The following is a 24964-nucleotide window of genomic DNA, read 5'->3' on the forward strand; positions in this document are numbered from 1 at the left end:
GGAGTCACACGTCATGCACAGGTCCCTTGTCGCGCTCGCTACGGGCGTGGTGATGATCACCCTCACACCAGCGGCGCTGGCCGACCGCGATGCGGAACGCGAGAGCTTGAGCCGACTCGCCCACGAGATCCAGGCCCTGCACGCGCTGGTTGACCGGGCCGAAGCTCATGCCGACCCCGACGCACGGATCCGCTTCCAGTACGACTGGCTGCGCCACGACCTGGAGCGGGTGCAAGCCGGCATCGAGGAGCACCTCCGGGCACCGCGCGCCCAACCCCGCCGGGTGGAGCCCCTCAGCGGTGATTACCGCCGGTGAGCGGGAACGCCTCCAGTCAGTTCGAGCAGTGGGCCGGCGCGAGTGGCGCCGACCTCGGGCTCGCGATCGCGGCGATTGTCGCGGTCACCTACCTGATCTGGCTCATGTGGGTCGTGATGGGCCAATTCCGCGCCTGGAGCGATCGCGAAATACCGATGTTCGACCTGCTTTGGGTCGCGATTCGAGCCGCCGTGGTGGTGATGCTCGTGGGTTTTTTCATCCGTCCATAGGAGGACACAACGATGTTGAGTACCTGTAAACGCTCTTGGGCCCGCGCCCGCACCATGTTCCTGAGTGGCGCGGTGCTCGCTCTGCACAGCACGCCCGCCTGGGCGCAGAACCTGCCCACGGCGCCCGAGCCCGACGGAGGCTTCGAGGCCGGCAACTGGATCGACCTCATGCGCGGCTACCTCTACGAGGGAGCGACCCTCCTCGGGACGCTGATCGCCATCGCTTCCTTCCTGTGGGTCTCCTGGACAGCGCTGACCAAGTTCAACGAGGCGCGGCAGGGCAAGGCCGAATGGGGCGAAGTCGGTCTGCTCGGCGTGGTGGGTGCTGTGATCCTCCTCGTCCTGAGCTTCTTCGTCACTCAGGCCATGTCGATCATGCAGTCGCCCTGAGCTTCTTCGTCATGGCGACACCCGGACTCGAAAACCGAATGGCCGAGCGGCTCAACGAGGAGCCGCCGATCTTTCGCGGCTGCTCCTCCAGTGAGCTGCTCGCCATTCTCGCGCTCGCCGTGATCGGCTGGCTGCCGGTCGGGATCCTGATCGGTTTCGTGGTCGGTGCCCCGATGATGGGTGTCGGAATCGCCGCAGTCGCCGTGCTGGGGACCGTGTTCATTACCGCCACGGTCTTCCAGAAGATCAAGCGGGGCCGACCCACCGGCTATTACCAACAACGCGCCATGCTCGCCCTGCACCGGAGCGGGCTGCGCAAGGTTCCGGTGACGCTGCGCAGCGGCACCTGGGACCTGGGGAGACGTTCGTGAGATACCGCAAGGAACTCGACAGCGCCCGATCGCATATCAACACCCTGCGGGGCGTCATCGCCGTCATGGCACTCGTGGCCCTCGGCCTGTGGTGGGGATGGCAGCAGGCCCCCGATCGCCTGACGGTGCATGTCCCCCCGGATCTGCGCACCGGCGGCGTAATGCAGGCCGGAGAGGTACATCCCGCTTCGGTTTACACCTTCGCGTTCTATATCTGGCAGCAGATCCATCGCTGGCCCGAGGACGGCCGCGAGGACTATTCGGACAACCTCTGGTCGCTGCAGGCGTTCCTGACCCCACGGTTCCAGCAGACCCTCGAAGCGGACCGGGAGCAACGCGAACGGCGCGGCGAGCTGCGGGATCGCAGCCGGTCCATCCGCGAGATTGATGGCCTGCGCTACACCCCGGATCGCGTGCAGGCCACGGGTGACGGTACGTGGACCGTATGGCTGGACGTGGAGGTTGAGGAACGCATCGACGGCGAGCGGGTTAAGCAGGTCTTCATCCGGTATCCCCTGCGCATCGTCGCTTACGACATCGACCCCGAATCCAACCCCTGGGGGCTCGCCCTTGCGGGCTTCGCCCAAGACCCCTATCGCATCGACCCGGAGGAGGAGCAGTAATGCGCCCGATCCTCGCCATTGCCCTTATCGCGGCCCTCGCGGGGCCGGTGTCGGCCACCGCCGGCGACAGCCCCGACCGCATTACGTGGGACGGCACGCCCGTCCAGGTCACCCTGCCCGTGGGCCAGGAGCGGCTGATCCGCTTCCCGGCCGGGCACGTCCGCGTGGGGCTTCCCCCTCACATTGATGATCAGGTCCGAGTGTTCTCGAACGATGGGATCGTCTACCTCAAGGCGCAATCCTCGTTCGCTTCCGCCCGTGCCGTCATCGCCGATGTCGAGTCCGGGGCGACCTTCATGCTCGACCTTTCGGCCGAAGAAGGTGCCCGCGCCAATGAGGTCGTCATTCATCGGCCGGGGAGCCGGCGAGACCACGCCACCGACGCCCCGGACTCTGAACCCGACCACCAGAACCTGGACTACGTGGCGCTGACACGCTTCGCGGCCCAATCCCTGTACGGCCCCAGCCGGCTCGCCCCGCAGATGCCCGGCGTGCGCCAGGTGTCGCTGAACCAGGAGCCGGTCCGGCTGGTCCGGGGCGCGGCCGTCACCGCCGAACCGCTCGCGGCCTGGCGCGGCGGGCGCTGGTACGTCACCGCCGTCAAGCTGCGCAACGCCACGGAGTCCCCGGTCACGCTCGATCCCCGAGACCTGCGGGGCGACTGGCTGACGGCCACCTTTCAGCATGCGCGGCTGCATCCGGCCGGTCACGAAGCCGACACGACCGCCGTGTACGTCGTGTCCGATCGCCCCTTTGACGAGAGCTTTTGGGGGGTGCGCTGATGGTTTCCACCCAAGGGAATCGACTTCTCCCGATCATCGGCTTGGTCGTCGGGGTGTTGATGATTCTGGTGATGTTTCGCTCCTGCGGCACCGAACCCACGGCCGAGGCGCCGGAGTCGCTGGACCAGCGACAGACGGCGGCGCAGCCGGACGCGGACACCGCCATCGACACCATCCGCACCCTGACGGCCGAGCAGCGCGAGACGCGCCGACAGCTGCGCGAACTGCGCGAAGACAACCAGCGGATGCGCGAGCAGCTGGCCGAGGAGGCACGCCAGGAACCGGATCCGGAGCGCCAAAGCCACCTGGAGGGACTCCTCGGGCGCATGGACCAACTCAGTTCCCGCGTACAGGACATGGGGCAGCAGCTGGAGCAGCGCGACGAGGATCCCGACCTGGTGCCCGGGAGCGACATCCCGATCGGGCTGGGCATCCGGGAGGACGAGGCCCCGGTCATTCGGGACCGCACCCGCACGGCCGAACCCGAATCCGCCGATACCCTGCGTTGGACGAATCCCGTGGGCTACGACCCCGAGGAAGAAGGGGGCGGTCTTCTCGATCGCAGCCGGTCGGCGGCCGGCACCATCCGGGATCGTGGGACCGCCGGGGTGGAACGCGCGCGTGACACGGCGGCTCGCGCCACCGGCACGGATACGCCGGAGGAAGATCCTCGGTACACGGTGCCGCGCAATTCGACCCTGATGGGCTCCACTGCCATGACGGCCCTGATCGGCCGCGTACCGCACGGCGGGACGGTCGAAGACCCGGTGCCGTTCAAGGTGATCGTGGGCGAACGCAACCTGGCCGCCAACGACATCGACATCCCCAATATCGAGGGAATGATCTTCTCTGGGACCGCGATGGGTGACTGGACGCTGTCCTGTGTCCGGGGCTCGGTGGAGTCGGTCACCTTCGTCTTTCAGGACGGCACCGTTCGCACTCTGCCGGATCCCGATGGGGATTCCGGTGACACCCTCGGCTGGATCTCGAATGAGCAGGGCGTGCCCTGCATCCCGGGCGATCGCATTTCCAATGCGCCGGCCTACCTGGCACAGGCCACCGGCATCGTGACGGCACAAGCCGCTGCGGACGCCGCCGCTGCCGCGCAGACCACGCAGATCGTGGGCCAGGAGGGATTCACACAGAACATCGTCACCGGCGACACCGGGGAGTTCATTGCCGGCCGCGCAGCTTCCGGTGCCGCCCGCGAAGTCGCGCAGTGGCTGCGGGAACGTCAGGAAAGTCACTTCGACGCGGTCTTCGCCCCCGCCGGCGAGACGGTCGCCGTCCACATCGACCGGGAACTGAGGATCGATTATGAACTTGAAGGCAGAAGGGTCTCCCATGAAGCGTTCGAGCGCCGCTCTACCTATCGCACTCTTGATTAGTGCGGTCCTGACCGCCGGCTGCGCCTCCACATCGGCGGACAAGGTGATCCCGAAGGACGGGCCCACCATGGACGAGGTGTACGAAGGACACTTCGAGTCCATGGGGCGTACCAATGTCGATGATGCACGTCAGGCGCTGCAGCAGCCGATCGGCCGAAACGTCCACGACGGCACGGCGGATCTCGCGGGCTACACCCGATCCGCCCACGACGAAATCGAGACGCGATTCAGTCGGGTCCCCAATCCGACGCTGGTGATGTTCGTCTACCCGCACCTGGCCGGTCGTGACGAGGTCCCGGTGCCCGGGTATTCAACGTCGTTCCCGATGTACGACCGCCACCACTACGCACTTCCCGGAGAGGCGGGCGCCCGATGATGTTGAAGATGCTGACTTCGCTCCTACCGGGTCGCTCAACCCAGGGTGACGACGAGAGCCAGGGGCCTAATCCAAACCTCGGTGGGTCGCGTCCGGTGACGCATGCCGAGGTCAAGGACCTCTACCGCCGGCCCAACTCGTTCACGGACCTGTTGCCGTGGACGGACTACGATCCGGCGACTCAGGTGTTCCTCCTGGAAGACCGCAACAGCGTTGGTGCGCTGTTCGAGCTGACCCCGGCCAGCTCCGAGGCGCGCACGCCCGAGTACATGGAGGACCTGCGCCAGCAGATCCAGGGCGCGCTGACCGATTCGGTTCCCGAAGTGGACGGGTCCCCGTGGGTGCTGCAGGTGTTCGTGCAGGACGACCCCGCTCTCGGCGGCGTCACGGAGCACATCCGCTCCTATGCCCGCGAGCGGTCCGAGGACAGTCCGTTTCGGGACGCCTACCTTGCAGAGGTGGACCACCACCTCCACCGGATCTCGCAGGAGGGCGGGCTCTTTGTGGATCAACAGGTGACCGGGGGCGCATGGCGCGGGCAGAAACGCCGCGTGCGCGCCTGCCTGTACCGTCGCTCGATCGCGGGTGATCTGTCCCCCGACGAGACCCTCAACCAGGTGGCCGCCCAATGGGCGACCTCCCTGGAGGCCGTTGGAGTCGGCGTGAAGCGCTGCAAGGCGCAGGACCTGTATGAGTGGCTCGTCCCGTGGTTCAACCCTCGCCCCGAGGTCGCCGATGGCGACCCGGAGAAGCTGCTGAACGTCGCCCCCTATCCGGGGGACGAGGATCTCCCGTTCGGCCGCGACCTGGCCGAACTGTTCACCTACTCGATGCCGGTGTCGGATGCCGAGGCCGGCGTCTGGCGCTTCGACGGGATGCCCCATGCGGTGCTGAACGTCCAGAGTCTGCGGCAAGCCCCCAAGACCGGGCATTTCACGGCGGAACGCCAGGCCGGCGAGAACATCTATGCGCTGTTCGACCGAGCCCCCGAAGGCACGATCCTCTCGGTCACGATCACCATTCAGCCGCAGGACCAGGTCTCCAACCATATCGGGCAGATCCACGCCGCGTCCCGTGGGGACAACATCGAATCCCGGCTGGCACTGGAGGAGGTGGAGACCGCGCAGGAAGAACTCGCGCGCGGCAACAAGCTCTACCCCACCCAAATCGCGTTCTACATCCGCGCGGAGGACGACACGCAGCTGGTGCGCCGGCGCAACGAACTGGCCTCGCGGCTGGTGGCGAACGGCCTGCAGATCATCACCCGAGAGGCCGAGCTGCTCCCGCTGGATACCTATCTGCGCGCGCTGCCGATGGCCTATGACCCGTCCCTGGAGCGTGTCACACGCCGGAGCCGCTACGTGTACGCGGACCACCTCGCCGCCCTGCTCCCCCTCTACGGGCGCACGAAGGGGACGGACCACGCCGGTTTTCTGTTCTACAACCGGGGGGCCGAGCCCCTGATGTTCGATCCGCTGCATCCCTCGGACCGGAAGAAGAACGCCCACGCGCTGATCCTCGGCCCCACCGGAGCCGGCAAATCCGCCCTGCTCACCTATCTGATCCTCCAGATGGTGGCGGTCTACCGGCCCCGGATCTTCATCATCGAGGCCGGCAACTCGTTCGGTCTGCTGGGCCGGTACCTGGACCACCGGGGCGTCTCGGTCAATCAGGTCTCCCTTACCCCCAAGGAGCGGGTCAGCCTGCCGCCGTTCGCGGCGGCGACCCAGCTCCTCGATGACCCCCTGGTAGACAAGAAGATCGAGGAAGACGTCCCCGACGAGGACGAGGAGGACGACATCGAGGAGGGACGCGACCTGCTCGGCGAAATGCAGATCGCGGCGAAGATTATGATCACCGGCGGCGATCCTCGCGAGGAGGCGCACATGCGCCGCCCGGACAACACCGCCATCGCCAACGGCATCCTCCGTGCCGCCAAGAACGTCCGCGCAGCGGGACGCGAGCAGGTCCTGACCGAGGACGTGGTCGCCGGGTTGCATGAGGTGGCGAAGGAAGAAGATTCCCCCGAACGCCGCAAGCGCGTCAGCGAAATGGCGCAGTCCATGGAGGTGTTCTGTCACGGGTTCGCCGGCAAGGTCTTCAACCGGCCCGGCGAACGCTGGCCGGAGGCCGACGTGACGATCGTTGATATGGGGATCATGGCGCGCGAGGGCTACGAGGATCAGCTCACGGTGGCCTACGTCGGCCTGATGAACCATATCAACGACCTGGTCGAGCAACACCAGCACTCCGAACGCCCGACCCTCGTGCTCACCGACGAGGGGCACATGATCACGACCAATCCATTGCTTGCGCCCTACGTCGTCAAGATCACGAAGATGTGGCGCAAGCTCGGGGCCTGGTTCTGGATCGCCACGCAGAACCTTGAGGACTTCCCGGATGCGTCCCGGAAGATGCTCAACATGATGGAGTGGTGGATGTGCCTGGTGATGCCCAAGGAGGAGATCGAGCAGATCGCCCGCTTCAAGGACCTCACCAACGAGCAGAAAAGCCTGCTGCTCGGAGCCCGCAAGGAACCCGGCAAGTACGTCGAGGGCGTGGTTCTCGCCGATCAGGTCGAAACGCTGTTCCGCAACGTACCGCCGCCGATCGCCCTGGCCCTGGCGATGACCGAGAAGCACGAGAAGTCGGAGCGCCGCAAGATCATGGACGAGCTGGGATGCTCGGAAGTCGAAGCCGCCGAAGAAGTCGCGCGCCGGATCGGGGGAGGTGCGTGATGGTCAACCGACTCCACCTTTGGGCCAGCGACTTCGCCTGGACCGAATGGCTGCTGGTCGCCGGCGGCCGCAAGGGCCTGTTCCTGATGCCCGGCCACGACGGCGGCCCGGAGCGCCTGGAGATCCATACCCTGCCTCTGCAGGGAGAGGGGCAGCTGATCCACAAGGGCGGGTGGCTCACCGACCCCCACCGCGACGTCGTGCTGATGGAGCTGACCGTTCACGGGCGCACGCCCGAGACACTGGCACGCGAGGTCGAGCGTGGCGACGTCCCGACAGGGCCGCTGCGGGATCTGGCGATACGTCTGGCGAATGCAGAAGGCCACGTATGCGAGCGCATGCTGAATGAGCCCCAACAGCGCTTCCGGGCGCAGCTGCAACTTCCTCCGAAAGCCAGCGCAGGAGGCCGCTCATGCGACGAATGATGGCCGTTCTACTCCTGGTGGGGGTCAGCCCCGTCAGCGCCGACCCGGGGCAGATCGAGGTCTTCGTGACCACCGGTACGACCGTGTCCACCACGCCGGCCGACCGCCGGGGGATCCCCGTCGAGATCCATCATGTGGACGCAGTGGACCGCGCAACGGAAGCCCTGAGTCAGGGGCTTCCCGCCGACCCCGACGCCGCCGCCGCGATCGCCCAGGAGCGCCTGGACGCCCAGGCGCACCGTGATCTTGAAGCCGCCTACGAGCCGCTGCTGCGCGCCTATCGCCTGAACATTGAACAGGTGCCGGCTATCGTCTTCGACGGCCAGGCCGTGGTGTATGGCACGACGGACCTCGCGCGCGGCCTGCGCGAGTATGAACGGTGGCGGCAATGATCCGGGGTTCCGTGCGTAGCACCGGCGTCGGGATCGTGGCCGCGCTCTGCCTGCTGGTGGGAAGCCCCGCGAAGGCCGAGGACCCGGACACGATCAGTACCGCCCAGATCACTTCGCAGACGAGCAGCGCCCTCTCGTCCTGCCTGAATTGGGAAATCATCGGAATCTGTCTGTGGCTGCGCTGCACCATTACCGGCTGCAGCGTAGTCACGACCGAGCGGATCCGGCATTACGTCCCGGATGCCGTCATTTCAGCCTATCAGAACACGGGCGAAAACCCGTGGGCGGAGATTCGGGGAGCGCTCGGATCCGCGCAGCAATCCGCCGCCGAATCGATCCTGTCCTTCGACGCTTTCGTGGGCGGCGGAAACACGCTGGAGGGGCGTCATTCCCGCGATGCGCGCCAACTGCGCTTCAAGGAAGCGGATGTGGTCGGGCATCCCTTCATGGAGATCCTGGAGTACATCGACGTCCCCTATATCTGCCCGGGAGCCGCGACGGCCGAAGCCTTCTACCCCTACTACCAGTCCGCGAGCAGCGTACTCGCCTGGCGCTACGCGGTGCCCGAAATGTTCTACACCGAATCGCTCGTGGAGGGTGAGCGGGAAATAGGGGAATGGGACGACTACACCTGGGGCGCGCTGTATCCCCGCTCCGGCTATGTCTCCCAGCCCGAAGATGCCAAGGCGGCGGCGATCGTCGCCCAGCGGGCGGGTGACATCACCACGCGCGAAAGCCAGTCGGGGCATGTCTACGAGCAGCTCCCGGGCGACGACGTGGTGCATGAATCCGGATACCGCGTCTGGCTCCCCCCCGAACTGGTGGAGCGGGACGAAGAAACCGGCACCTTCCAGATGCACATGCCCACAAGCACCAACACCTGCGAAGTGTTTGGGGAAGACGACACCGGGGACAAGGATGGCTGGTCCAGCGACAAGACGAACCTCAAGGGCAACTACGTCTGGACGCTTTGGCGCCCGTACAACTGCTGCGAAATCGGGGGCCAGGTTTACCTCGGCTCCGTCACGTTCTAGGAGACGGATCATGCGGATGCGGAAAACACTGATCGCTGCTACAGCCTGCGCGGCGCTTTGGGGACCTACCGCCGGCCATGCCCTCGTGCCGTCCGAAGACGGGTTCTGGTACTACGAAGTGGGCGGGGCCGAGCCTATTTCCAATGCCCCGAATCCCAATGTCACGACGATCCGACTCGCGTTCGGAGCGGAGGCCAGCGCGGGATACAGCTGCGGCAGCTTCGACCCCCTTCTCAGCGTCGAAAACACCCTGAACGAAGTCGCCCAGGGGATGGAAGACATGGTCGATCAGATGGTTCAGGCCGCCACGAATGCGATCGCCTCTCTACCAGCCATGGTGCTCCAGCGGTCCAATCCGGGTCTGTACGACCTGTTCCAGAACAACCTGCTGCGAGCCGAGGAGGAGCTTTCGCTCGCGACGCAGAGCTGCGAGGAAATGGAGGCCGCGATCGCCGACGGCCGCAATCCCTACCAGGAATGGGTCACCCTCTCGAAGGGGGAGGACTGGCGTTCCGCCATGGGTACTGGCGGCGACATCGTACAGGTCCGGCAGGACATCGATGCAAATGCCGGGAATAGCGGGGTCGGATGGATTTCCGGGAAACGCGGCGGACAGGATCAGGAGCCAATCGACGTGATCAGCGATACCGTCCGGGCGGGCTACAACATCACCCTGGATCGGCCACCGAACGCCGGCACGCCCTATGCCGGCAGTGGTGAAACACCCCTCCTGGCACGGACCTGGAACACCCCACAGGAAGCGCAGGAGTGGGCAACCCGGGTGATCGGAGACAAACACATCCGCACATGCGACGGCTGTAGCAGCGAGACCACCCCCGGCGTGGGCCTCCTGCCCATCCTCGAAGAAACCAACCAGCAGGTCCGCGAGGATCTGATGCAGCTCGTCTCGGGGGCGACCAACCCCACCCGCAGCAACCTGCGCGACGTCTCGGCGCCCGGTGTAGCGGTATCGCGTGGCCTGATCGAGGCACTGCGCGAACTCCCGGAGTCCGACCGCATGGTGGCGGCCGGACGGCTCGCACAGGAGGTCGCAACGGCGCGCACGATGGAACAGGCCCTGCTGACCCGCCGCATGCTGCTGAGTGGCCGAAAGGCACCGGAGATCAATGCGGCCGGAGTCGCCCGCGAAGACATCCGGGACGGCATCGAGGAGATCACCTCCGAAATCGAAACGCTGATGATGGAAATCGAGGCGCGTCAGGCCGTGGTGTCGAACACGGCCAGCTCGATCCTGCGTGAAGCACAGCGCCGTACCCGCGCATCCGTCGGGACGCCGTCACCGCTGCCGCAAGACACGGACCCCGTCCGTGGCGGCGTGGTGCCACGGCCATGAGAGCCCGTATCCCATTCCACCTCCTGCTCGGGGTCACCGCCGCCTTTGCGATCGTCATCGTGGCGGGACTCGCGTGGAACATGATCGAAGGCGCAGAGGTCGTGCGGGCGCGTCTCGACCGGATTGAATGGATGCTGGCCGGTTGGCGCTGGGTCCTGATCGCGGTCGTGGTGTTCGGTTGGCGGTACTGGGTCAGCTGGCTTGGTGGGCACCTGCCCCACGAGGCACAACGACGTCTGGTGGATGCACGTTGGAGGGTCGCGGGCTGGCTCGTGATCCTGGAAATCCTGCTGGGACAGAACCTGCTGGGCCACACAGTGGAGCTAATGCTATGAACGTCGGTCATCCCCTCGAGGCCTTCACGACCATCTTCGGCTGGATGCAGTTCCAGAACCTGTGGGACATCCTGGTGTTCTCGGGGATCGCGTTCGTCCCCTTCCTGCTCATCGTGGTCCGCGCGTTCGTGGACAACTACACCGGGCAGGAGGCCAAGGCCGGAACGCGGAAGTCCGTTCACATGATGGAGGTCGAGATCGTCAAGGCGCTCTCGGTCGTCGTGCTGGCTGCGCAGCCGATCTGGCCTCTTGCCCTCAATGAACTGGAGTTCGATAACAGCTGCGATCAGGTCCCGGACATTTCCAACATCGAGGACACTACCTACCAGGACTCCTTCGATGTATCGAATGCCACCGTGCCGGTCTGGTGGTACGCAACCATGGCGATCTCGAAGGGGATCACAGGTGCCGCGATCGCGGGGATCGGATGCTCCGAGGATATGGTCCGGACACGAATCGAGCTGGATCTCCAGCGGATCTCGGACCCGGAAGTGGCGCAGAACGTCCAGCGCTTTACGAACGAATGCTTTGTCCGGGCACGGTCCCGCTTCCAGAATGATCGCCCGGACGTCGAGTCCCTTCTGGATCAGCACGGCATCGATGACCCGGAGTTCGTCGGTTCCCGCGTGTATCTGCAGACCGAAGGATTCTACGACTACTATCGAGCGGCCCGCCCCGTGCCGGGGTTTGATTACATCGCCGCCCGTGACGACCCCGACTACAACGAGGGGGCCGAGCCGGACTACGGGCGTCCAACGTGCGAGGACTGGTGGAACGGGGATACGGGCCCGAGCCTGCGGGGGCAGATCCTGGAGCAAATGGACGCAACGTTTTGGGAGGGTGCCCGTGATCGTATGTCCGGGTGGTTTGGAGCGTCAGACGAGGAACTCGAGGATCGGATGATCCGGCGACTGGTCGCGGAATCGGAAGTCAACGCTCCTGTCGCTACGGGCGGCCTGACTAATGCCGATTCAAATGCCGGGGGGTTGTCGGGGATGTTCTCGATGGTTGCGGCGTCGATTGGAGTCGGCGCGCACGAAATGTTTACCCATGGCCCCATGATGTTCACCATCCGCGAGGCGGCACCTATGGTGCAGAGCTTCCTGCTCATGGGGATCTACATGCTGCTCCCGATCCTCCTCGTTTTGTCGCTGTACTCCTGGGGTCCGGTGTTCATCGCGACGGCCTCGATCCTCACGATCACCTTTTGGAGCTACTTATGGGCCGTCAGCCGCTGGCTGGAGGACAGTATGATGGCGGCGTTGCATCCGTCCACGAGTTCCTACTTGGTGGCATCGAATCTAGGGTCTCTGCTGTCCGCTGATGGAGGGACAAGAGCAAGCATCCTTAACATAGTGATCGGGATGTTGCACATTGGTTTGCCCGTGCTTTTCAGTATGATTGTCGGTTGGGCGGGTTACAAGGTGGCCGATTCCGTCGCTGCAGCCGACAAAACGACGGGGCCAATGGCTAACGCTGGGCCCGCCACAGCCTCCGCCGCCGGTCGTTTTGCTAGTCGAGGGAAGAAGTAGCACTCCGCGCTCGTTGTTGGCGAGGGAGGAGTGCTGTCAGACGATGATGGGCATCAACAGCTTATAAGCCCATCACTCCTTGGTGGCATAGTGCGCGTAATCATTTTCGCCGTAGTAGCTCCCAGGGGACATGGCGATGTCCTCTGATGGCGTTCCGAAGGCGGAAAAATCGTCGCTTCCGCCGCCTTCTGCTGCGGCGGATTCCAGAAGCACCGCCAATAGTTCTCCCGAACTAACCCCCGATGCCAATGGCTCAACGCCGTTTTGTGCTTGTGGTGAAACGGGCGCCGCGACGGCGTTTCGACCAACAGCCTGCGCCACACCTGAGCCCAAGCCCGCAGAGGCCACACCGAACTGCCGCACGCCAGCCTTCCAGCCTCGTCGGCGGATCGAAGTGACGAGTCCCGCGGCCAGAAACACGGCCAAGGGGGCAAGAATGAGTGTTGTAAGTACCAACATGCTTTATCCAGTCGTTTTCGTCCTTAACTACACCATTAGCGCACGCTGCGGCGAGATTCAAGGTCTAGGCATTCAACCCACGACGAGTGGCACAAGCGGTTGAAGCCCAGACCCCGTACTCAGTAACCGGCCTCTTTCTGGTGCCGGAAGGCAAGGACATACACGGCGTCATCGGCTGGTTCGTGACGGTAGAGGGCCACAAATCCGGAGTCGCCGAAGGCAATCACCAACTCACGCAGTTCGGGGATCACAGGGTCCGGCCGCCCCATATCGGGCGTCGTTTCCAGCAGCAGGAATTGCCGCTCGATCGCCTGCCCCGCGCGCCGGGCGGCACCCGGGGCTTTCATGGCGAGCGCGCGCCTGCATCGTTCCAAACCTTCTACGGCGCTTGCAGTGACGATTACTCGTGGCACTCGGGCACGGCTCTTTCATCGTCAGTGCCCCATGTACTCAACCAATCTCGGGCTTCCTGCCCGGTCAGGTGTTGACCGGTTTCCCGGTAGGCCGTCCAGGACGCCTGGGCTTCCTCCCGGAAACTTTCGCGAGCCTCCTCCCGCTCAACGTATTGGCGGATGGCTTCGAGCATGATCCAGTGGGGCGACCGCCGGCGTTGGGCGGCCAGATCCTTGAGGCGACCTTTCAGCGCGTCATCGATTTTCAGGGACGTTGCCATGGCGGCCCTCGTATAACCGGGTAGTACCTCGGAATACTCTAGCGCGGCCTCCTGCCCTCGTCCACTCCTACGACTACTCAACAGGCGGTCTCAAAAACGATCGTTTTCGAGATGGACAGGCCGAACCCAGCGGAGCGACTCGATTTCTTCCGGCTCGGTGTCTCAAAACCATGTGTTGAAACCTAGTGTCGCAAAACCTAGCATGGCCATGAGTTTCGAGAGGCCAAGCCTATGAAAGTCGGATATGCACGCGTTTCTACACGGGACCAGGACCCATCGCTCCAGACCGATGCCCTGCGGCAGGCCGGGTGCGACCGACTCTACGAGGACCGCGCATCGGGAGCCCAGCGTGATCGCCCGCAGCTTCGGGAGGCCCTGGACTACATGCGGCAGGGCGACGTCCTGGTGGTCTGGAGACTGGACAGGCTTGCCCGATCCATGCGGCAGCTCATTACCACCGTTGGGGATCTGGAGGAGCGCGGGATCGAGTTCCAGTCCCTCACCGAGTCCATCGACACGACGACGCCAGGCGGGAAGCTGGTCTTTCACGTATTTGGCGCAGTGGCCGAGTTCGAGCGCTCCATCATGCAGGAGCGGACCCGTGCGGGCCTAGACGCCGCGCGCCAGCGTGGCCGCACCGGCGGACGGCCCCCAGCGCTTACCGACGAACAGCTGGCCTTTGCGTCGACAGTCCTTTCCCATTCCGGTGCCCCCGTGCGGGAACTCGCCAAGCAGCTGGGCGTTTCGCCCGCCACGCTCTATCGCCACTTTCCCGGCGGTCGGGCCGCGCTCCGTGACAATGGCGATGAATGAGGTCCGTCTGCGCAAGGTCGCCCCTGACCGCAACCAATTCCGGTTTTACCGGATGTTCATTCAGCGAGGCCTTTTCGGTGGGTATGCCGTCTGTCGCGAATGGGGTCGTATCGGACACCCAGGAACCACTCGCGAAGACTGGTGCAGCACCATCGAGGAGGCAAAGGCGAGCCTGGGGCAAAGGACCGCGGCCAAAGTCCGGCGCGGCTACACCGGTTGGTCGCAGGATGCTTAGGGCAAAAGGGAAAGGCCCGGGAAGGGAATGGTAGAGAGAATGGCAAGGGGCTTACCCTGAAAGGGCCGGACAAGCCCGGAAACTTCTACGGGGCGGGAAACTGTGCCCACGGCCGCGCAGCGGCTGTGCACACCTTCTAAGCCGCCCACGGGGCGGGAAACTCGTAGCACTGCACCTGCCGTGCGCGCTCCTGCTTCTAAGCCGCCCACGGGGCGGGAAACGCCTTTTCACCGCACACCAGGATCGTCGTCTTCTTCTAAGCCGCCCACGGGGCGGGAAACACGGCATATCCACTTGGGTGTCCGCGTCCAAACTTCTAAGCCGCCCACGGGGCGGGAAACCAACGGTCCAGGCGGGCGCGGCGTTCCTCGCGCTTCTAAGCCGCCCACGGGGCGGGAAACAGGTTGCGGCCCTTCTGCTGCACGAACTGGTCCTTCTAAGCCGCCCACGGGGCGGGAAACGAAGTGCTGCGCCCCAACCGGCACCTGCTCAAATTCTAAGCCGCCCACGGGGCGGGAAACGGTGGTTTTGGTCATGCCGTGCGCTCCGTCCGCTTCTAAGCCGCCCACGGGGCGGGAAACAATCGTGAGAGCCGCGAGGCCGTGGATGTGGCCTTCTAAGCCGCCCACGGGGCGGGAAACGACGATCTCCTGCGCCGCTTTGTTCGCGGCGACTTCTAAGCCGCCCACGGGGCGGGAAACGAGTCGAACCTGAGCACCCTCTTCTTCAGCGACTTCTAAGCCGCCCACGGGGCGGGAAACTCCATGGCGCACCCAGCCAATCACCTCCAGTGCTTCTAAGCCGCCCACGGGGCGGGAAACGACTACCTGTGCGTCAACAAGCGCGCGTTCCTCTTCTAAGCCGCCCACGGGGCGGGAAACTGTCAGTATCCTGCTCGGGGCTGACTCCGCCGCTTCTAAGCCGCCCACGGGGCGGGAAACATTGACGAGCTGTGCGAGCGGATCAATACCTCCTTCTAAGCCGCCCACGGGGCGGGAAACCGCGACATACAAATAATTCGCCGGGTTTTGTCCTTCTAAGCCGCCCACGGGGCGGGAAACTCATAGTCCTGCTGCCATCCACCTGTCCCCCACTTCTAAGCCGCCCACGGGGCGGGAAACACCAAAGTTCGGAAGGACCTGCATCGATTGGTCTTCTAAGCCGCCCACGGGGCGGGAAACGAAGGAGACTCGGAGCCGCGGGTCGTTCTGGACTTCTAAGCCGCCCACGGGGCGGGAAACACGTTTCGGTCGTGTCGGCTGGGATCGGTGACCTTCTAAGCCGCCCACGGGGCGGGAAACCCGGCACCGCTTGCCGTCCGCCAATTCTATGCCTTCTAAGCCGCCCACGGGGCGGGAAACTCCAGGATCTCGCTCACGTCCGCGTGGAACCACTTCTAAGCCGCCCACGGGGCGGGAAACGCAGAAGCTCGAGGTCAAAAGGCGCTCGGACGCTTCTAAGCCGCCCACGGGGCGGGAAACCGCCCCCGACACTCATAAACACCCCGGCGACTCTTCTAAGCCGCCCACGGGGCGGGAAACCTGGCGGCGAAACTCACCCCACCCCTGGTCGACTTCTAAGCCGCCCACGGGGCGGGAAACCCGGAGTGGCGACGTACTCCGCGCGCTTCTGACTTCTAAGCCGCCCACGGGGCGGGAAACGAAGTGCGCATCCGCGAGATCGACCTGGTGCTCTTCTAAGCCGCCCACGGGGCGGGAAACGGATGTCGACTCAGTGCGCCCTCGCTCTGCAACTTCTAAGCCGCCCACGGGGCGGGAAACTACCCTCGACCGCACCCTGGCCTCCCTTGAGACTTCTAAGCCGCCCACGGGGCGGGAAACGCTGCCCATGTCGTCTTTAGGGGCGGCCTCGAGCTTCTAAGCCGCCCACGGGGCGGGAAACCGAATGTGTTAACGCAGGCAGACTATATCGCACTTCTAAGCCGCCCACGGGGCGGGAAACCCTTCTTCCGCGGCGTCCTATCCTCCGATCTCCTTCTAAGCCGCCCACGGGGCGGGAAACGGCAGCTTATATCGCTGTCGCACAAGCCGCGACTTCTAAGCCGCCCACGGGGCGGGAAACCTGCGGAGTCTTGTTCGGCTGAGACTTCTGCACTTCTAAGCCGCCCACGGGGCGGGAAACTGCTGCTGCTTTTCGCTCTGCGCGGATGCGCTCTTCTAAGCCGCCCACGGGGCGGGAAACCCGTTCGACGTCGACCGCGCCGGTGCCGCGCTCTTCTAAGCCGCCCACGGGGCGGGAAACTTCCGTTTCTTATATCAGAGATAGCAGACATGCTTCTAAGCCGCCCACGGGGCGGGAAACCGTAGCAAATCAGCTCTAAAACGTGGATTTCAATAGAAAAAACAGAACAGAAAGAGATATAACCATACGAAAAGAAATGCTATGTAAGTAGTTGTTTTGTTGGTTGATAAAAAACGGTAAGGAAAACATGGTTGTTTCGCTAGAGGCAGAACGATTTCATCGTGTCGATCATCCTGGACAACGCCCTGGTTTCATGTGCCGAATCGATCACACTCCTCCTAAATTCACGGTTCAGGTGGCGGTCGCCCCCTTTCTTGACGGCCATCTCGAAAGCCACGGGCAAAACCAGAGAATCCTTTACGAGATCCGCAACATCGAAAACCAGGCCCCCTCGGCGCGTCTTGCCGTGAAGAACGGGCATCGCGTAAGGAATGCCGAGCGCGTGGAGCGCAGTGGCCGCATAGCCGTAAGCAAGGTAATTGCCATGGTCGATGAGCCCGTTTGCGACATCGGCGGCCGAACCCGTGGCCTGCTTGCCCTCATCACGGTGAAAGTCGCGGATGGACCAGTGCCGCGCGAGGAAGCCGTAAAGCCCCTTCGCCCACTGCGCTTCCGCGGACAATAGCTGGGTGGCGGTACCGGCCTTCTGGATGCTGGATTCCAGCCGATCACAGAGGTCCGCAGGCAAAGCCAGTCCATGCGCCGACCACGCCTCACGGGCCCATTCCATACGAATACGCAAAAGCGATCGCCCCACATCAATGCGCGCGTGTTCATCCGCCCAGATCCGCATCCATGCCTGCATGTACTCCGTCGGACGATACTCGTCCTGGGGCAGCAAGAACGTCATGTCACACGCCGCCACCAGGGGTGAGCCACCGCCACCGGCAAACCCCACGACCACATTGGACTCAGAGAGCTTGCGGATCGCGGAGTTGGTGATCGATGTACCCGTGCCCAGAAGGAGGAACGCCGTGTTCCGATCCGGGATGTTGAAGTAGGACTCCACATCCTCGCCCGTGTCGGTCAGGTACACGACGGATTCGTTGCGCTGGAGGACTCGACATCGCTCCAGGTAGAAAACATTCGCCCGCTTGCTCAGGATGACCGAGCGCGGGCGTTCCTGCTTCTTCACTTCTCTCCGCCCTGGCGCAGGACGGGGAGCCAGAAAGGATGCGCGGCACTCGAAAGTCCGTATCCGTTCAAGGCGCCCTGTTCCAGCGGAACACCGGGCTCGGCGGGCATTCGTCGAATGGACAGGCCGAAGGAACCCCCTTTGTCGCGCGCAGTGCGCCACGGAATGGTCGGAAGCTGCTCCGCCTCCGCCACCGCCTCCGCCCGGGCCCGGGAGCGATTGGCAAAACACGCATCCGTGTCGCGCGCGCGCCGCCCCCGGTTTGGAACACGGAAGCGGGTGAAGGCCGCCCACTCCTCGATGCCTTCCGGGACCGCATGGATGGAACGATCAACATGCAGCATGTCGGACATGCTGCGCAGCCCGTTGATACGACCCATGACGGCGCCAAGGTCCAGGCTCTCGTCCGAGAACACCTGGAACACGCGCCCGGGGTGTGGGGGCGAACCCTCCTTCATGCCGGGGAGCGCCAGTGCGACCGAGCCCGGCGCATCCTGGAGGTGGCCGTGGACCTGACGAACCACGGCGGACGCCAGATCCCAGATGGAGGTACCCGCTACGGGTCGCAGGTGAACACTGATGTAATGCGATGGCTGCATTCCAACCTCCCTGTTCACTTGCTGGCTTTCTCGGCGCTATCGGACTTCCCCGTTTCCCCGTAGACGCCACCGCGAATCAGGCAGCCGATCATGTACTTACCATCATCGGAGTTCGGGTCCAGGTTCCCCATGTCACGCGCCAGACGGAAGGACGAAGAGCTGCCCCCTTTCGCCTTGTGCTTGCGGAAAAACTGCATGGCATTGAGGCTCGCACCCTCTGGCTCGATAGCAATCGGCTCGTAGTCGTTGTCCTCGGCTCCGGGGTACCAGGTGTCGATCGTGCGAAGGGCATTGCCGATCTTCTGGTCACGCAGGGCCGCAATTCCCATCACGCGCACATCGTTGAATCCAATGTTGCTCCCGGCAGCATTCACGGGGTGCGCCCGCCCGACCTTGTACAGCGGACGCGCGAACCCCTTCGGCTTGTTCTCGACGTAGTTCTGGCTGGGGAACACCTCAATCGACCCCTTGAAACCGGCGTCGATGACCGCTTCAACGGCAAACGAGAGCATCTTCGCGTCCTTGTCTCCCGCCAGAGCCCCCTGGATATACCCAGCCAGGGTCTTCTCATCGTCGGAGTAGTCATTGAAATGCAGGAGCGGGACATCCAATGCGGCCGATTGGATCGTGTCTGCCGGATACCGGTCGGAGTCCGCCTTGTTGCTCACAACCACCTTGATATCGATCCGCTGGCCGAGACTGCGGTTACGCCACAGCCAGCGCCCATTCAGGATGTTGCGCGCGATGCGCCGGCTGACTTCCGCCAGGCCGTCGCTCTCCACCGCGGACGTCACAAACCGCTGGAAATGTTCGCGCATCTGCTGAGCCTCATCCCCTGCGCAACTGTGGATCGCCTCCTTGATCGGCAGGAAGCGAAGCCCAAACCGCACCCCGAAAGCCGTGGCATCTTCCGAGGTGCGCGCCGTTTCGGTGATCTGGATGTTGGAGACGTCGCGGGCCTTGCTCGACTCCTTGTTGACGTTCTGGGTGCCCCGGATTCCATGTCGAATGACCTCGAGCGGGGTTTCGCCAGATTCAGCGCCAACGTTGAAGAAGGTACCGTCGCTCACGATCAAGCCACGCTGAAAGCTGGTGACGCCGGGGATTTTTGCCAGAGAGGCGATGTTGTCGTCCATGATTGCGTTTCCTTATTGAGACGGATTGGATTGAAGTTCCGGGAGATCGACGTCCTGATCGAGCATGAACGCCGCCTCATGCGGCCAGGAATACCGCCAGAAGAGGTCTTCGGGGTTGAGGTCGGGGTGCTCCTGGAGTGTCCGAAGGCCGATGTATTCGACCAACCCCACCATGGGCTCGCAGTAGGCGTGCGGCAGGTCGTTGCGGACATTGGCGCGCGACTCCACGGAAGAGGTGAGCGCATACCCTAGAACCGCCGGAGTGAGCCAGCCCGAGAAAGGCTGCGCGCCACTGGCCTCCGGGTCGGGGTCATTTCCCGCCAGTGCCAGAAGCCGATCGATCCGGGTATGCGGCCCCTTCCCTGTCAGGAGTGAACTGCGATCCGCAAGGATATGCCCGCCGCCCACCACTCGATCGATCACACCCCAATTCGATCGATCACCCCCGCTGCGCCCCTTGAGCGAATACCCCAGAACCGGGTCTCGGTAGTCAACGATCAACCCACCCGCGAGGCGGCCACGCTGAAGAAATGTGTGGACCTTGCGCAGAGCGCGTTCCGGGAGGTCCTCATCGAAGCGCAGCACCAGGGACCACTCGAGGTCCATGGTCGCCGTCGGCTGGAGAGACAACGTCGGGTCCTTGGAATGGGAGCTGTAATCATCTCCATCGATGTAGGTGGAGGCACGGAATTGATGCGGGTGACGGTCATCCCCGAAGGATTCGGCGCGAAGATAGGCGTCATGGTGGATGATGGCGACACCGGATGGCTGAACCTTCAGGGCGCGCCCCAGGGCGTGGCTCATCAGTACCGCGGCCATGACCGGGCACAGCGAAATCATCCACTGGGTCGAGAGAGCATTGGCCTGCTGCACCTGAAGGTGCGGAAGGGCGAGATACATCATTCGGCGCCTCCTTGTGCCAGTGCGTCAGCCATGCGGCGAGCATCGCTGTCATCCAGCTCGAAGATCCGGTGCGGCTCGAACGACCGCCCTCGAACCATTGAAACAATGTCATCGGCGATGATTCGGCTGACGCCCTCTCGCCATTCGCGCGAACGCTTGTCGGGGTCCAGCCACCCTTCCAGAAAAGCGTCTTTCTCCAGCGCCGGCAGCGGATTCGGGAGATCTTGTGCATGCTCGGAGAGGCATTCGCGTACATCCGCGGCCTGCCGTTCAATGGCCCTCCAGAGGGCGCTCAGACAGACTTGTTCGCGCTCGCGGTTACGCATCGTCCACGAGATCTCGGATGCCTTGGAGGCGGTGCCATCGTCCATCTCGGCGAGGAGGGATTGGTGCTCCGAGACGAGCTGCACCGGGAGTCGGTAGTGAAATCCGGAATACGCGAGATGGAAGGCGCGTTTCAGACCAGCCCCCATCCTGGGAACGGAATCAAAGACCAGGGGCCGGCGCGTCCACTCGCCCACGCGCACCCCGGCGTTTTGCGGCTTGGACCCACCGACCGAAAACTGAGAGACCCGAGGAATGCGTCGGGTAACAGCCCCCTCCCCCGCCTTCAGCCGAGCGAAGAAGTCATCGTCCCGCGCGCGGACCGCGCGACTCACGGACAGCCCGACACCGGTCGACGTCAATGGCGTTACGGCCAGGTAGTCATCATTCCGGGGAAGAAGGATCTGCCGCAGACGGGGCGAAAGCCGATCACCATTGAGGACGGCGGGTTGGCGGCTTGCCACTTCCGCATACGCCTCGAGTAATTCCGTCTGTGCTAACAGGTCGAGCGCAGGCGGCGCGTCCATCTTCACCGATTCGCCGCGGAGGAAACGGACAGCCGTCAGCAGCTTTGAGGGCCCCACGCGAGCATTCTTGGATGCATCATGTCGGTCAGGCCCGGAAACAGCGAGATTGGCCGTGCAATCCAGGCCGCTCAGGACTTCATTAGCGAAATCATCGCGCTCGCAAAGGGCCGTGTGCGCGCAAATATGGGGAAAATGGAGCTTCTGATCCTGGCTAATTCGGACGCCGCCACCGGGGGATATATTGGTGTTGACGACCTTGAAACTATAATGAACTAGCTGTTGCGAAAACCATTGCCGGATCGTTTCAGTATCGGGTAACTGCACGCCCGCTCCTTCGGTTGTAGGTAAAGTCCATTTTAATGCACAGTAGCAGATTGAAAAAGGGACAGGAAGAGCACGGATGCAAGTGATATTGGTCTCGCTTTGTGAGAAAAAAGCGATCCGGAAGACACGCCGAGTCCTGGATCGATACGCCATTCGCAATGGGGGTCGGTCCTGGATAACACCCGTCACCCAGGAGGGCCTGGAAGAGACCCGGAAAGCCCTTCGTCGAACCGCCTCTCGCAGCACAGCCGTAGGCTGCTACCAGGTCGACCGAAGCCGTCATCACCTCTTGTGGGTTGTCGGGCGGCGCAGTGCCTTTGGGTATGCCGGCGAAACCGCTGTAGGCGAAACCAAGCGCACCCGGCGTAGCCCACCATCGCCCTGGGTGCGGAAGACAGCCCTCGTAGCCGCAATGGCCGGCCTGGCGCACGACATTGGAAAGGCCACTCCGCGCTTTCAGGGAAAGCTCCGAGCGGCCGTTTCGGGGCGCCCTAACGAGGGCATGGCGGACCGAATTCGGCACGAGTGGGTATCCACGCGCGTCCTGGAAACATGGCGTGAATTACAAAAAGAAAGTGTGTCCCCAGTTTCGTTAAAACACGCATGGACCAAGATCGGAAAGATGGAGCGCTACCCCAGTCTTTTCGAGAACGGCGACGCAGACGGCTTTGATCCGTTTGATGATGAAGAAAACTCGCCTCGTATTGATAACGTTCATGCCGCCGTCGATGCAGCGGTTCTTACTCATCACGGCCTGCTGGGCCCGCAGAAATCAGATGGTGCCGCTGGCGGAGCGCACGAACCCCAGCACAATCGCCATGTGCGCGCGCCTGCCAATTACCCAAATCAGGGTGCAGACCAATACAGCGGTGTGTTTGAATCCCGGGAGTTCAGCGAGAACGTCGAGAAAAAACTTCGGGGTATGCTCAAGCGACTGAACAGGCTCGAAGAAAAGGACGATGAACTGTACTGGCGCGCAACCACCCTGCTCGCCCGTGTCGCCTTGATTGCAGCCGACCATCAAGTCTCACAAAGGATCGCTCCCGAATGCCCGGATCCTGATGCGCTGTTCGCCAACACTGCACGGGGAGCCCCTGGCGTCCCGTCACGGCTGAACCAGACACTTGATTATCACCTCGATCAAGTCGGGAAGCAGGCTCAGGAGTGGGTGTACCGAATCGATCACCTGGATCTTCCGGGACTCCATCGGGAGACACGAGAGCAGCTCCAGATGCGCTCCGGATCCGGGCGATTCCAGTGGCAGGATGAAGCCGTCGATCACCTCGATCGCCAGCGTGGACACGAAGGCCCCTGGCTGGTCCTGAATAACGCGGAAACCGGTGCGGGGAAGACGCGCGCGAATCTCCGTGCGATTGAAGCGATGACCCCCGAAGGGTGCCCGATGCGCGCATCCATCGCGCTGAACCTGCGGTCACTGACGCTGCAAACGCATGACGCCTTACAGAACCAGCTCGGGCTCGGGGACGACGAGCTGGTCTGCCTGGTGGGGGATTCGTTTGCTCGAGCCGCGTTCAACGAGGCACAGGAAGCCCGCTACGACAATGACGAAGATGAGGACGAGACCGAGCAAGGCGAATTTCAGGTAGTGGGCGAACCGAACGCCCCTGATCTCCCTGAATGGCTGGAACACTGGGCGCCGGGGCCTGCGGGTACACGAACGCGAACACTGCTGGGATCGCCACTCCTGGTATCCACCATTGACTACCTCATTCAATGCGGAGAACCGGGGCGGCAGGGCCACCATGTCAAAGCATTCCTCCGCATCGCGCAAAGTGATCTGGTGCTTGACGAGATCGACAGCTACGAGCCCAAAGCGCTGGTCGCGGTACTGCGCCTGGTCGTGATGTCCGCCATGATGGGCCGACGCATCGTTGCATCCAGCGCAACCCTGTCCAGCCCTGTGGCGAACGCACTGGTGACGGCTTTTAACGTCGGGGCCCGGATGTACGCCGCGCTGCATGAGCAGCCCGCGGGGGCGACACCCGGCCGGGTGTCCGTGATGGATAACCGGCTCCCCCCGGAGTCGAAACCACTCGAATCCCTTGAGGGCGTCACGCAGTGGTATGAGCGTCGCGTCAACGAAATGATGCGCAGCGTCCTGGAAGACGAGCCCCGGCGGCGGGCCTTTATCCAGGAGGTGGACGAAGGGGAAGACGATGTCGATGCCCGTTTCCATGCTGCGGTGGAGGCAGCCGCCCGCGCCTTGCATCGTAACCAGCGCTGGCAGCACCGGAGCGGAACCTGGGTGTCGTTCGGGCTGGTCCGTGTTGCCAACGTGCCGCCCTGCGTGGCACTGGCGAAGGCCCTGAACGACCGGCTGGACATCCACGCCTCGGCCTACCACTCGATGGACGTGAAGGCGCGTCGCGCCATGAAGGAGGCACGTATGGACCGCCTCTTTCAGCGCTCAGGCCCGGACGATCCGCTGGCACTGGACCCCGAGATTGAGGCGATGATCGAGGCCTCCGGCGAAGACGAGCTGATCTTTGTAGTGGTGGCAACGCCCGTTGAGGAAATCGGGCGCGACCATGATTTTGACTGGGGCGTGATCGAGCCATCGAGTACGCAGTCCATCGTGCAGACGGCGGGACGCGTGAACCGGCATCGAAGGACAAGCGTGAAGGCTGCCAATGTCGCAATCCTCGACCGCAACCGGCGGTCGCTGCTGCACGGTGAGGGCGAGGACTGTTTTGTGATGCCGGGGAACGGCTATGCCTACACCGATGCGGAGAGGGGGGAACACCGGATGAGCCGCCTGCTGGCGCAGGCGCCTGGATGGAGCACTGACGGCCTGCTAGACCTCACGGCCGCAGTTCATTTCGGACTTGAGGGGCAAAAAGCCCGGTTCGCGGAAATGGACGATGCAGCCGTCGAGCGAGCGCTTCGGGGCGGAATGGACGTAATCCAGGGCGAGGACGCCATGAACATGGCGTGGATGGTGATGGCGCACTACCGCGATTACCCTCTGCGCGATGAAGGCGGGACCGTGACATTCGAGTTCGCGGAAGACGACGGGCGGTTTGAGGTGTACAGGGTTAGCCGGGACCACGAAGATCAACTGTTGGACGATAGCGGCTTCCAGATCCGGGAAGGGAATCGATCCTGGCTCTCATGGAGTCTTCCGGAAGCGAAAGCCTACGCGGAAAAGATCGGTATGCCGAGGCTGGGTATGCAGGTAGAGGTATCCGATACGATTGCGAACGGTCGCACCGCCATCCGGTTCGATGAGTGGGAAGGAGGGCGATAGCCCTCCCCCGTTTAGCGGGC

Annotated in this window: 26 protein-coding genes and 1 CRISPR repeat array; of the genes, 18 read left to right on the plus strand and 8 right to left on the minus strand. The window is 63.6% G+C overall.

Annotated features, from left to right (window positions below; all coding sequences use genetic code 11):
• The first annotated feature begins 13 nt into the window (after positions 1-13).
• The 15 genes from D000_RS0100095 (at position 14) to D000_RS0100165 (ending at position 12286) form a co-directional block, all read left to right on the plus strand.
• Positions 14-316 (plus strand): RAQPRD family integrative conjugative element protein, encoded by a 303-nt coding sequence (locus D000_RS0100095; protein ID WP_018871510.1) that lies wholly within the window; start codon positions 14-16, stop codon positions 314-316.
• On the plus strand, positions 313-546 hold the full coding sequence (locus tag D000_RS0100100) for a TIGR03758 family integrating conjugative element protein (RefSeq protein WP_018871511.1): 234 nt from the start codon (positions 313-315) through the stop codon (positions 544-546). Before D000_RS0100095 ends, D000_RS0100100 begins: the two co-directional genes overlap by 4 nt.
• A gap of 12 nt (positions 547-558) precedes the next feature.
• Positions 559-936 (plus strand): TIGR03745 family integrating conjugative element membrane protein, encoded by a 378-nt coding sequence (locus D000_RS0100105; protein ID WP_018871512.1) that lies wholly within the window; start codon positions 559-561, stop codon positions 934-936.
• A gap of 38 nt (positions 937-974) precedes the next feature.
• Positions 975-1307: a TIGR03750 family conjugal transfer protein gene (locus tag D000_RS0100110; protein WP_018871513.1), complete on the plus strand. Its 333-nt coding sequence runs from the start codon at positions 975-977 to the stop codon at positions 1305-1307.
• Positions 1304-1930: a PFL_4703 family integrating conjugative element protein gene (locus tag D000_RS0100115; RefSeq protein ID WP_018871514.1), complete on the plus strand. Its 627-nt coding sequence runs from the start codon at positions 1304-1306 to the stop codon at positions 1928-1930. Before D000_RS0100110 ends, D000_RS0100115 begins: the two co-directional genes overlap by 4 nt.
• Positions 1930-2712 carry a TIGR03749 family integrating conjugative element protein gene (locus tag D000_RS0100120; protein ID WP_018871515.1) on the plus strand — a complete coding sequence of 261 codons (783 nt, stop codon included), beginning with the start codon at positions 1930-1932 and terminating at the stop codon, positions 2710-2712. Before D000_RS0100115 ends, D000_RS0100120 begins: the two co-directional genes overlap by 1 nt.
• The gene (locus D000_RS0100125) at positions 2697-4100 is read left to right on the plus strand and encodes a TIGR03752 family integrating conjugative element protein (protein WP_018993129.1); all 1404 of its coding nucleotides are present in this window, start codon (positions 2697-2699) and stop codon (positions 4098-4100) included. The genes D000_RS0100120 and D000_RS0100125 overlap by 16 nt, the downstream gene beginning before the upstream one ends.
• Positions 4057-4476, plus strand: coding sequence for a TIGR03751 family conjugal transfer lipoprotein (locus D000_RS0100130; protein WP_155999180.1), 420 nt, complete (start codon positions 4057-4059; stop codon positions 4474-4476). The genes D000_RS0100125 and D000_RS0100130 overlap by 44 nt, the downstream gene beginning before the upstream one ends.
• Complete coding sequence (locus tag D000_RS0100135) at positions 4476-7214, plus strand: conjugative transfer ATPase (protein WP_026279644.1); 2739 nt, start codon at positions 4476-4478, stop codon at positions 7212-7214. The genes D000_RS0100130 and D000_RS0100135 overlap by 1 nt, the downstream gene beginning before the upstream one ends.
• Positions 7214-7639: a hypothetical protein gene (locus D000_RS0100140; RefSeq protein WP_018871519.1), complete on the plus strand. Its 426-nt coding sequence runs from the start codon at positions 7214-7216 to the stop codon at positions 7637-7639. The genes D000_RS0100135 and D000_RS0100140 overlap by 1 nt, the downstream gene beginning before the upstream one ends.
• On the plus strand, positions 7636-8031 hold the full coding sequence (locus D000_RS0100145; protein ID WP_018871520.1) for a TIGR03757 family integrating conjugative element protein: 396 nt from the start codon (positions 7636-7638) through the stop codon (positions 8029-8031). The genes D000_RS0100140 and D000_RS0100145 overlap by 4 nt, the downstream gene beginning before the upstream one ends.
• Complete coding sequence (locus D000_RS0100150) at positions 8028-9065, plus strand: TIGR03756 family integrating conjugative element protein (protein ID WP_018871521.1); 1038 nt, start codon at positions 8028-8030, stop codon at positions 9063-9065. The genes D000_RS0100145 and D000_RS0100150 overlap by 4 nt, the downstream gene beginning before the upstream one ends.
• A gap of 85 nt (positions 9066-9150) precedes the next feature.
• Positions 9151-10419: an integrating conjugative element protein gene (locus D000_RS0100155; RefSeq protein ID WP_018871522.1), complete on the plus strand. Its 1269-nt coding sequence runs from the start codon at positions 9151-9153 to the stop codon at positions 10417-10419.
• The gene (locus D000_RS0100160; protein ID WP_018871523.1) at positions 10416-10754 is read left to right on the plus strand and encodes a hypothetical protein; all 339 of its coding nucleotides are present in this window, start codon (positions 10416-10418) and stop codon (positions 10752-10754) included. Before D000_RS0100155 ends, D000_RS0100160 begins: the two co-directional genes overlap by 4 nt.
• Positions 10751-12286: a conjugal transfer protein TraG N-terminal domain-containing protein gene (locus D000_RS0100165; protein ID WP_018871524.1), complete on the plus strand. Its 1536-nt coding sequence runs from the start codon at positions 10751-10753 to the stop codon at positions 12284-12286. Before D000_RS0100160 ends, D000_RS0100165 begins: the two co-directional genes overlap by 4 nt.
• 72 nt (positions 12287-12358) lie before the next feature.
• Here the strand turns inward: D000_RS0100165 and D000_RS13620 are convergent, their stop codons facing one another.
• From D000_RS13620 to D000_RS0100175, 3 genes are all read right to left on the minus strand, one after another.
• Positions 12359-12745 carry a hypothetical protein gene (locus D000_RS13620; RefSeq protein ID WP_081616615.1) on the minus strand — a complete coding sequence of 129 codons (387 nt, stop codon included), beginning with the start codon at positions 12743-12745 and terminating at the stop codon, positions 12359-12361.
• 119 nt (positions 12746-12864) lie between these two features.
• Positions 12865-13092 (minus strand): type II toxin-antitoxin system RelE/ParE family toxin, encoded by a 228-nt coding sequence (locus tag D000_RS0100170; protein ID WP_018871525.1) that lies wholly within the window; start codon positions 13090-13092, stop codon positions 12865-12867.
• Positions 13093-13145: 53 nt separating this feature from the next.
• Positions 13146-13418 carry a CopG family ribbon-helix-helix protein gene (locus tag D000_RS0100175; RefSeq protein WP_018871526.1) on the minus strand — a complete coding sequence of 91 codons (273 nt, stop codon included), beginning with the start codon at positions 13416-13418 and terminating at the stop codon, positions 13146-13148.
• A 231-nt stretch (positions 13419-13649) separates the two neighbouring features.
• Here D000_RS0100175 and D000_RS0100180 point away from each other — a divergent pair, with 231 nt between their 5' ends.
• Both D000_RS0100180 and D000_RS13625 read left to right on the plus strand, forming a co-directional pair.
• Entirely contained in the window at positions 13650-14231 is a 582-nt protein-coding gene (locus tag D000_RS0100180) for a recombinase family protein (protein ID WP_018871527.1), read from the plus strand.
• Entirely contained in the window at positions 14224-14466 is a 243-nt protein-coding gene (locus tag D000_RS13625) for a WGR domain-containing protein (RefSeq protein WP_081616623.1), read from the plus strand. The genes D000_RS0100180 and D000_RS13625 overlap by 8 nt, the downstream gene beginning before the upstream one ends.
• A 73-nt stretch (positions 14467-14539) precedes the next feature.
• Positions 14540-16788: a CRISPR direct-repeat array (repeat unit 28 nt; unit sequence CTTCTAAGCCGCCCACGGGGCGGGAAAC).
• A 139-nt stretch (positions 16789-16927) separates the two neighbouring features.
• Here D000_RS13625 and cas1f read toward each other — a convergent pair.
• The 5 genes from cas1f to D000_RS0100205 are packed head-to-tail and all read right to left on the minus strand — an operon-like array spanning position 16928 to position 21676.
• Positions 16928-17863, minus strand: coding sequence for a type I-F CRISPR-associated endonuclease Cas1f (gene cas1f / locus D000_RS0100185; RefSeq protein ID WP_018871528.1), 936 nt, complete (start codon positions 17861-17863; stop codon positions 16928-16930).
• Positions 17860-18462, minus strand: a complete 603-nt coding sequence (locus tag D000_RS0100190) for a type I-F CRISPR-associated endoribonuclease Cas6/Csy4 (RefSeq protein WP_018871529.1) — start codon at positions 18460-18462, stop codon at positions 17860-17862. The genes cas1f and D000_RS0100190 overlap by 4 nt, the downstream gene beginning before the upstream one ends.
• A gap of 14 nt (positions 18463-18476) precedes the next feature.
• Entirely contained in the window at positions 18477-19598 is a 1122-nt protein-coding gene (gene csy3 / locus D000_RS0100195) for a type I-F CRISPR-associated protein Csy3 (RefSeq protein WP_018871530.1), read from the minus strand.
• A 12-nt stretch (positions 19599-19610) separates the two neighbouring features.
• Positions 19611-20501 carry a type I-F CRISPR-associated protein Csy2 gene (locus D000_RS0100200; RefSeq protein ID WP_018871531.1) on the minus strand — a complete coding sequence of 297 codons (891 nt, stop codon included), beginning with the start codon at positions 20499-20501 and terminating at the stop codon, positions 19611-19613.
• A complete protein-coding gene (locus D000_RS0100205) occupies positions 20498-21676 on the minus strand; it encodes a hypothetical protein (protein ID WP_231363213.1) in 1179 nt (392 codons plus the stop codon). Before D000_RS0100205 ends, D000_RS0100200 begins: the two co-directional genes overlap by 4 nt.
• A gap of 76 nt (positions 21677-21752) precedes the next feature.
• Between D000_RS0100205 and cas3f the strand changes: the two genes are divergently transcribed.
• Complete coding sequence (gene cas3f / locus D000_RS13630; protein WP_081616616.1) at positions 21753-24944, plus strand: type I-F CRISPR-associated helicase Cas3f; 3192 nt, start codon at positions 21753-21755, stop codon at positions 24942-24944.
• Positions 24945-24964 lie beyond the last annotated feature (20 nt).

It is taken from the genome of Thioalkalivibrio sp. ALJ16 (assembly GCF_000377345.1).
Taxonomy (GTDB): Bacteria; Pseudomonadota; Gammaproteobacteria; order Ectothiorhodospirales; family Ectothiorhodospiraceae; genus Thioalkalivibrio.

What these genes read in the sequence shown, in the direction of transcription:
- D000_RS0100095 (WP_018871510.1), top strand. Translation starts at nt 14, where the DNA reads ATGCACAGGTCCCTTGTCGCGCTCGCTACGGGCGTGGTGATGATCACC.
- D000_RS0100105 (WP_018871512.1), top strand. Translation starts at nt 559, where the DNA reads ATGTTGAGTACCTGTAAACGCTCTTGGGCCCGCGCCCGCACCATGTTC.
- D000_RS0100110 (WP_018871513.1), top strand. Translation starts at nt 975, where the DNA reads ATGGCCGAGCGGCTCAACGAGGAGCCGCCGATCTTTCGCGGCTGCTCC.
- D000_RS0100120 (WP_018871515.1), top strand. Translation starts at nt 1,930, where the DNA reads ATGCGCCCGATCCTCGCCATTGCCCTTATCGCGGCCCTCGCGGGGCCG.
- D000_RS0100130 (WP_155999180.1), top strand. Translation starts at nt 4,057, where the DNA reads ATGAAGCGTTCGAGCGCCGCTCTACCTATCGCACTCTTGATTAGTGCG.
- D000_RS0100135 (WP_026279644.1), top strand. Translation starts at nt 4,476, where the DNA reads ATGTTGAAGATGCTGACTTCGCTCCTACCGGGTCGCTCAACCCAGGGT.
- D000_RS0100140 (WP_018871519.1), top strand. Translation starts at nt 7,214, where the DNA reads ATGGTCAACCGACTCCACCTTTGGGCCAGCGACTTCGCCTGGACCGAA.
- D000_RS0100145 (WP_018871520.1), top strand. Translation starts at nt 7,636, where the DNA reads ATGATGGCCGTTCTACTCCTGGTGGGGGTCAGCCCCGTCAGCGCCGAC.
- D000_RS0100150 (WP_018871521.1), top strand. Translation starts at nt 8,028, where the DNA reads ATGATCCGGGGTTCCGTGCGTAGCACCGGCGTCGGGATCGTGGCCGCG.
- D000_RS0100160 (WP_018871523.1), top strand. Translation starts at nt 10,416, where the DNA reads ATGAGAGCCCGTATCCCATTCCACCTCCTGCTCGGGGTCACCGCCGCC.
- D000_RS0100165 (WP_018871524.1), top strand. Translation starts at nt 10,751, where the DNA reads ATGAACGTCGGTCATCCCCTCGAGGCCTTCACGACCATCTTCGGCTGG.
- D000_RS13620 (WP_081616615.1), bottom strand. Translation starts at nt 12,745, where the DNA reads ATGTTGGTACTTACAACACTCATTCTTGCCCCCTTGGCCGTGTTTCTG.
- D000_RS0100170 (WP_018871525.1), bottom strand. Translation starts at nt 13,092, where the DNA reads ATGAAAGCCCCGGGTGCCGCCCGGCGCGCGGGGCAGGCGATCGAGCGG.
- D000_RS0100175 (WP_018871526.1), bottom strand. Translation starts at nt 13,418, where the DNA reads ATGGCAACGTCCCTGAAAATCGATGACGCGCTGAAAGGTCGCCTCAAG.
- D000_RS0100180 (WP_018871527.1), top strand. Translation starts at nt 13,650, where the DNA reads ATGAAAGTCGGATATGCACGCGTTTCTACACGGGACCAGGACCCATCG.
- D000_RS13625 (WP_081616623.1), top strand. Translation starts at nt 14,224, where the DNA reads ATGAATGAGGTCCGTCTGCGCAAGGTCGCCCCTGACCGCAACCAATTC.
- D000_RS0100190 (WP_018871529.1), bottom strand. Translation starts at nt 18,462, where the DNA reads ATGCAGCCATCGCATTACATCAGTGTTCACCTGCGACCCGTAGCGGGT.
- csy3 (WP_018871530.1), bottom strand. Translation starts at nt 19,598, where the DNA reads ATGGACGACAACATCGCCTCTCTGGCAAAAATCCCCGGCGTCACCAGC.
- D000_RS0100200 (WP_018871531.1), bottom strand. Translation starts at nt 20,501, where the DNA reads ATGATGTATCTCGCCCTTCCGCACCTTCAGGTGCAGCAGGCCAATGCT.
- cas3f (WP_081616616.1), top strand. Translation starts at nt 21,753, where the DNA reads ATGCAAGTGATATTGGTCTCGCTTTGTGAGAAAAAAGCGATCCGGAAG.